The 6,400-nt window shown below is 63.3% G+C and carries 5 protein-coding genes; 1 reads left to right on the forward strand and 4 read right to left on the reverse strand.

Going from position 1 to position 6,400, the window contains the following annotated elements:
- The coding region (locus ACH2CW_RS16280; protein ID WP_395060040.1) for an inorganic phosphate transporter at positions 1 to 306 on the forward strand (306 nt) is incomplete at its 5' end.
- A gap of 42 nt (positions 307 to 348) precedes the next feature.
- Here the strand turns inward: ACH2CW_RS16280 and ACH2CW_RS16285 are convergent.
- The 4 genes from ACH2CW_RS16285 to ACH2CW_RS16300 form a co-directional block, all read right to left on the reverse strand.
- Complete coding sequence (locus ACH2CW_RS16285) at positions 349 to 885, reverse strand: DinB family protein (RefSeq protein WP_395060042.1); 537 nt, start codon at positions 883 to 885, stop codon at positions 349 to 351.
- 274 nt (positions 886 to 1,159) lie between these two features.
- Complete coding sequence (locus ACH2CW_RS16290; protein WP_395060044.1) at positions 1,160 to 4,765, reverse strand: hydantoinase B/oxoprolinase family protein; 3,606 nt, start codon at positions 4,763 to 4,765, stop codon at positions 1,160 to 1,162.
- 60 nt (positions 4,766 to 4,825) lie between these two features.
- Positions 4,826 to 5,800 carry a TRAP transporter substrate-binding protein gene (locus ACH2CW_RS16295; RefSeq protein ID WP_395060046.1) on the reverse strand — a complete coding sequence of 325 codons (975 nt, stop codon included), beginning with the start codon at positions 5,798 to 5,800 and terminating at the stop codon, positions 4,826 to 4,828.
- 22 nt (positions 5,801 to 5,822) lie between these two features.
- Positions 5,823 to 6,400, reverse strand: a 578-nt coding sequence (locus ACH2CW_RS16300) for a TRAP transporter large permease subunit (RefSeq protein ID WP_395060048.1), incomplete at its 5' end; no start/stop codon positions are given.

Raw genomic sequence — 6,400 nt, forward strand, 5'->3', positions numbered from 1 at the left:
GCCGCGATGGCGCTCGGCGGCGTGCTGCTCTCGCGGCGGGTGGCCGAGACAATGAGCCGGCGCGTGAGCCGAATCGACTCCACGCAGGGGCTGTCTGCCAACCTCATCACCGCCACGCTGGTGCTGGGTGCCAGCCAGTTCGGCCTTCCTGTGTCCACCACACATGTGTCGGTAGGCGCGATTGCTGGCGTGGGGACGGGTGCCGACACGCTCAACAAAAGCGCATTGCGCACCATCCTTTTGTCCTGGGTCATCACCTTGCCGATGGCGGCTGGCCTGGCCTGGCTGGCGCACCAGTTGTTTTGAGCCAGTGCGTGTCGGGGTGAGAGAAAAGGGACCGGGGCGGCCTCACAACAACGCAACCAGATCGGTCACGCCGACATCCACGCCGGCTTGCATCAGCAGCGTCGTGGTCTGTCCGCGGTGGTGCGTCTGGTGGTTGAAAAAATGCGCCATGGCCTGCCAGGCCGGGTGGGCGCGCTGCACCCCTTTGGTGTTGCTGTACACCATGGTGCTGGTCAGAAAGTCCGGCGCCATTTCTGCCAACCACTGCTCAATCCGCTCGTCCAGCGAATCACGCGCATGCTGCAGTTCAGCCCAGTGGGGATAAGCATTGACGCTGACGTAGTCCACGCCGGGTGGAAAGGCCAGCTCCGCCGCATCCAGTGCTGCAAACCGGGTCTGCTGCGAGGCAAAGCGGTACAGCCATAAGCGGTCGGCCAGCAACAGGTGCGTCAGCGTGTGGTGAATCGAGCCAAAGAAGGCGCCGCGCTGCCGCTGGCGCTCCTCGTCGCCAAGTGGCTCGCAGGCCGCGTACAGGCGCTGGTTCATCCAGCGGTTGTAGCGGGCCAGCCAGCGGTAGTTGTCAAGAAACGCGGTATCCATTCGGTGCTCCTGAATTAATAGCTGCTCGCGCTGATGGGATGTGGGCTACACCGCATTTGTATCAAAAAATTGCCCTGCCCGTACAAGCAGGCGCCGCGGGACTGGCTTTGCCAGACCGCAGGCGACGCCCCCTCGAGGGGGGAACAGGCTACACGCAGTGAGCCTGGACAGGGGTGAGGCTAACTTCACCGCGGGACTGGCTTTGCCAGACCGCAGGCGCCGCCCCCTTGAGGGGGGAACTTGCTACACGCAGTGAGCCTGGACGGGGGTGGGTTTACAACTTGCCGAAGCCGCCGCCGCCCGGCGTGTGGATCTCGAACACGTCGCCGGCTTGCATTTCAGCCTGGCCGATGTGGTCCAGATTTTCAACCTTGCCATCTGCGCGCACCACCACATTGCGGCCCACCTGCCCTGGCTCGCCACCGGCCATGCCGAAGGCGCCGTGTTTGCGGCCGTTTGACAGAATGCTGGCCGTCATCGGCTCCAGGAATTTCACCCGGCGCACGCCGCCGTTGCCGCCCTGCCAGCGCCCGGCACCGCCCGAGCCCTGGCGGATCTCGTAACTCTCCAGCCGTACCGGAAAACGGAACTCCAGCACCTCAGGGTCGGTCAGGCGCGAATTGGTCATGTGCGCCTGCACCACGGAGGTGCCGTCAAAACCCTCGCCGGCACCGCTGCCGCCCGAAATCGTCTCGTAATACTGGTACCGCGCATTGCCAAAAGTGAAATTGTTCATGGTGCACTGACCTGCCGCCATCACGCCGAGTGCGCCATACAGCGCGTTGGTGATGCAGGTGGAAGTTTCCACATTGCCTGCGACCACCGAGGCCGGCGGGTTCGGGTTCAACATCGAGCCGGCCGGGATGATGACCTTGAGCGGCTTCAGGCAACCGGCGTTGAGCGGAATGTCATCGTCGACCAACGTGCGGAACACATACAGCACGGCGGCCATACACACGGCCGTCGGCGCATTGAAATTATTGGTCTGCTGGGCCGAGGTGCCGGTGAAGTCGATTTCGGCGCTGCGGCCAGCCACGTCAACGCGAATCGCCACACTGATCTGCGCGCCGTTGTCCAGTGGCAGGGTGAACTGGCCGTCCTTGAGCTGAGTGATGACACGGCGCACCGATTCCTCGGCGTTGTCCTGCACATGGCCCATGTAGGCCTGCACCACATCCAGGCTGAAGGTGTCCACCATCTTGCGCAGTTCCTGCACGCCTTTTTCATTGGCGGCGATCTGGGCTTTCAGGTCGGCCATGTTCTGCTGCGGGTTGCGGCTCGGGTACTTCCCGCTTTTGAGCAGCGCCACCATTTCGGCTTCACGCAGCACGCCACGCTCGACCAGCTTGACGTTGTTGATCTGCACGCCCTCTTCCTCGATACGCGTGGAAAACGGTGGCATGGAGCCCGGCGTAGTTCCGCCCACATCGGCGTGGTGTCCGCGCGAACCGACATAAAAGGTCGGGGCCTCGCCGGTGCCGAGGTAAACCGGTGTGATCACCGTGATGTCAGGCAGATGCGTGCCGCCGTGGTAGGGGTCATTGAGCACATAGACATCGCCCGGCTGCATCTTGCCGGTGTTCTCGCGGATCACCGTCTTGATACTTTCGCCCATGGAGCCCAGGTGCACCGGCATGTGCGGCGCATTGGCAATCAGGTTGCCGGCGGTGTCGAACAGCGCACAGCTGAAGTCCAGCCGTTCCTTGATGTTGACGGAATAGGCGGTGTTCTGCAGTTGCAGGCCCATTTGCTCGGCGATGTTCATGAACAGGTTGTTGAACACCTCCAGCAGCACCGGGTCTACCGTGGTGCCAGCCGCAAACTTGACGGCGCGCGCGGCCCGGCGGTCCAGCACCAGGTGGTCCAGTGCGGTCAGCGCCGCTTCCCAGCCGGGTTCAACCACGGTGGTGGCATTTCTTTCGGCGATGATGGCCGGGCCACTGATGATGTCGCCAGGCTGCAGGTCTTCACGCACCACCAGCGTGGCATCGTGCCACTGGCCGCCCGAATACATGCGCACGGTCTCACGGCGCGGCACCTCGCGCGGCTCGTGCGTCGCGTGGCGCGGTTCGGCCGGCGCGTCGCCCGCCACCACGGCCTCCACCGACACCGCTTCGACCACCAAACCCTTGCCCTGCATCAGGAAGGAAAAACGCTGGCGATAGGCGGCCTCAAACCCCGCTTCGATTTTCGCCAGGCCGCCAAAAGGGACAATCAGTGCCGCGTCGCTGCCCTCGTAACGCACATGCACGCGGCGGTGCGTCGTGATCGCACCGGTGCTGACCTGTTGGCGCTGCAATTCCGCTTCGGCCGCAGCGGCCAGACCATCGAGCTTGCCGGAGATCGCAGGCAGGGCTGCTTCCGACAGCTTGAGCTCGACCGCCTGCTCGCGAATCACGTTCTGGTCGGCCAGGCCCATGCCGTAGGCCGACAACACGCCGGCCAGCGGATGCACAAAGACCTTGGTCATGCCCAGCGCATCGGCCACCAGGCAGGCATGTTGCCCACCGGCGCCGCCGAAACACTGCAAGGTGTAACGCGTCACGTCGTAGCCGCGTGCCACCGAAATTTTCTTGATGGCATTGGCCATCTGCTGCACCGCGATGTTGATGAAACCTTCGGCTACCACTTCGGCGCTGCGCCCGGTCTCACCGGCGAGTTCGTTGAACTTCTGCTGCACCACCTCGTAACTCAGCGCCTCGTCGGCTTTCGGACCGAAGACCTTGGGAAAATAACGCGGCTGCACCTTGCCGACCATCACATTGGCATCGGTCACGGCCAGCGGACCGCCCCGGCGGTAGCTGGCCGGGCCGGGGTTGGCGCCGGCACTCTGCGGCCCGACACGAAAACGCTCACCGTCGAACTTCAACAGGGATCCGCCGCCTGCCGCCACCGTATGAATGCTCATCATGGGCGCGCGCATACGCACACCGGCGACCTGGGTTTCGAACTCACGCTCGAACTCGCCGGCGTAATGCGACACGTCGGTGGAGGTGCCGCCCATGTCGAAACCGATGACCTTGTCGATGCCAGCGATCGCGGCGGTGCGCGCCATGCCGACAATCCCGCCGGCGGGACCACTGAGGATGGCATCCTTGCCCTGGAACACATGGGCGTCGGTCAGGCCGCCCGAGGATTGCATGAAAAACAGCTTCACGCCAGGCATCTCGCCGGCCACCTGCTCCACATAACGGCGCAGGATCGGCGACAAATAGGCGTCGACCACCGTGGTGTCGCCGCGGCTGACAAACTTCATCATCGGGCTGGTTTCGTGCGAGGTGCTGATTTGGGTAAAACCGACTTCCTGCGCAATCCGCTTGGCCGCTTGTTCATGCGCGGTGTAGCGGTACCCGTGCATAAACACAATGGAAACACTGCGCAGCCCTTTCTGGTGTTGCGCCAGCAGCTCCTGTTTTAATAGCAATTCATCGAGCGCTTGTAGCACCTCGCCCTGCGCGCCGACACGCTCCTGGGCCTCGACCACAGCGCTGTACAGCAACTCGGGCAACACGATGTGACGGTCAAACAGGCGCGGCCGGTTCTGGTAAGCGATGCGCAGCGCGTCGCGGAAGCCGCGAGTCGTCACCAGCAGCGTCGGCTCACCCTTGCGTTCGAGCAAGGCGTTGGTGGCGACCGTGGTGCCCATCTTCACGCAGTCCACGACCTCGGCGCGGATCGGCTCGCCGGCCTTCAGGCCCAGCAGATGCCGGATACCGGCCACCGCCGCGTCGCGGTACTGCTCGGGGTTCTCGGACAGCAGCTTGTGCGTGAGCAGCGAACCGTCGGGCTTTTTGGCAACGATGTCGGTGAAGGTACCGCCACGGTCTATCCAGAATTGCCAGCGCCCAATGCCGGTATTGGAGGGAGTGTCCTGATTCATGGGTCGAATGTCTGTGGTCATGGTGAAAGCGGTTGGCCGCCGGGGACGGCCGTGGGATAACTATTGGATGTAATACGGCACAAAAATGACGTTGGCGTCGTTTCCGACTGATCGTACCCATTCTCGCGAAAAGCGCTCGCCCATGCGCTTGATTTCGTTGTCCAGATCCGCGGGAATCCGTTCTATCTTCACGCCGTTGGCGCGCAACTCGTCGGTGGCACTGACGGCCAGTGCCTGGCTGGCGGCCCAGCCGCGGGTCTCGGCGGCAGCCGCCGCCTTGAGGACCTGGCTGCGCGCCTCGGGTGGCAGTGCGTCGAAAGCCTTGCTGCTGACAAACACCACGTTTTTCGGAAACCAGGCGTTGATCTCGTAGTAATACTTGATCGGACCCCAGACCTTGTTCTCCACGCCGGTCAGCGCGGACGTGATCATGTTGTCCATGCGGCCTTCGCCCAGCGCCTTGCCGACATCGACCATGGCCACGTCCACCGGTTTGGCGCCCAGCATCTCGGCGATGCGCAGGGTGGTGGCGTTGTAGGTGCGCATCTGCGTGCCCTTGAAGTCGGCCAGACTGCGTATCGGTTTGTTGGAGTGCAGGCCCTGCGGCGGCCAGGGCACGGTGTACAGCAGCTTGAGGCCGCGCTGCGCAAAGTGCTTTTCAATGCCGGGGCGCTGCAGCTTCCACAGCCGCTCGGCATCCTTGTAGCTGCCGACCACAAACGGGATCGAATCGGCGCCGGCAAGCGGGATGTCCTTGACCAGACTGGTCATGATGGTTTCGCCCGCCTCCGCCTTGCCATCGGCGACTGCCTGCCGAATGTCGTTGAGCTTGGCCAGCGTGTTGTTGGGGTGCACCTCGATCAACAGTTGGCCGCGGGTGGCCTGCTCAGCCTCTCGCGAGAACTGCAGAATGTTTTGCGTATGAAAAGACTCGGCCCGGTAACCCGTTGCCAGCTTCCAGGTGCTCTGGGCCAGCAGGTCCGGGGCGTGGGCCAGCGAAACCACACACAGGGCAGCCATCCAAAATTTCTTCATGGTGAAACTCCTGGTGATTGGGTCACATGTGACGCGGCAGCCACAGCACCACATCGGGGAAGAAGTAGGTGATCAGCACCGCAACAATCATCAGGAAGAACAGCGGCAGCGCGGTACGCGCGATGTACGTCACCTCGCGCCGCGTCAACCCCTGGATGACGAAAAGGTTGAAGCCCACCGGCGGCGTGATTTGCGCCATTTCGACCACCAGCACAATGAAGATGCCGAACCAGATCAGATCGAAGCCGGCCGCCTCGACCGTGGGCAACAGTACGGCGATGGTCAGTACCACGACCGAGATACCGTCGAGAAAGCAGCCGAGAATGATGAAAAAACCGATCAGCCCCAGCATCAGCATGAAGGGCGATAGCTGCAGTGCGCCGATGAACTCGGCCAGATGCCGCGGCAGGCCAATAAATCCCATGGACAGGGTCAGGAAAGCCGCGCCCGCCAGGATCAGCCCGATCATGCAGTACACGCGGGTGGCCGAGACCAGGCCGTCGACAAAGCTCTTGCGGCTGAGCGAGCCTTCCACCGCGGCCAGCAGCAACGCGCCGCCGACGCCGAGCGCGGCCGCCTCGGTGGCCGTCGCGACACCGG

Source organism: Polaromonas sp., from assembly GCF_043778355.1.
In the GTDB taxonomy this organism is placed as follows: domain Bacteria; phylum Pseudomonadota; class Gammaproteobacteria; order Burkholderiales; family Burkholderiaceae_C; genus Polaromonas.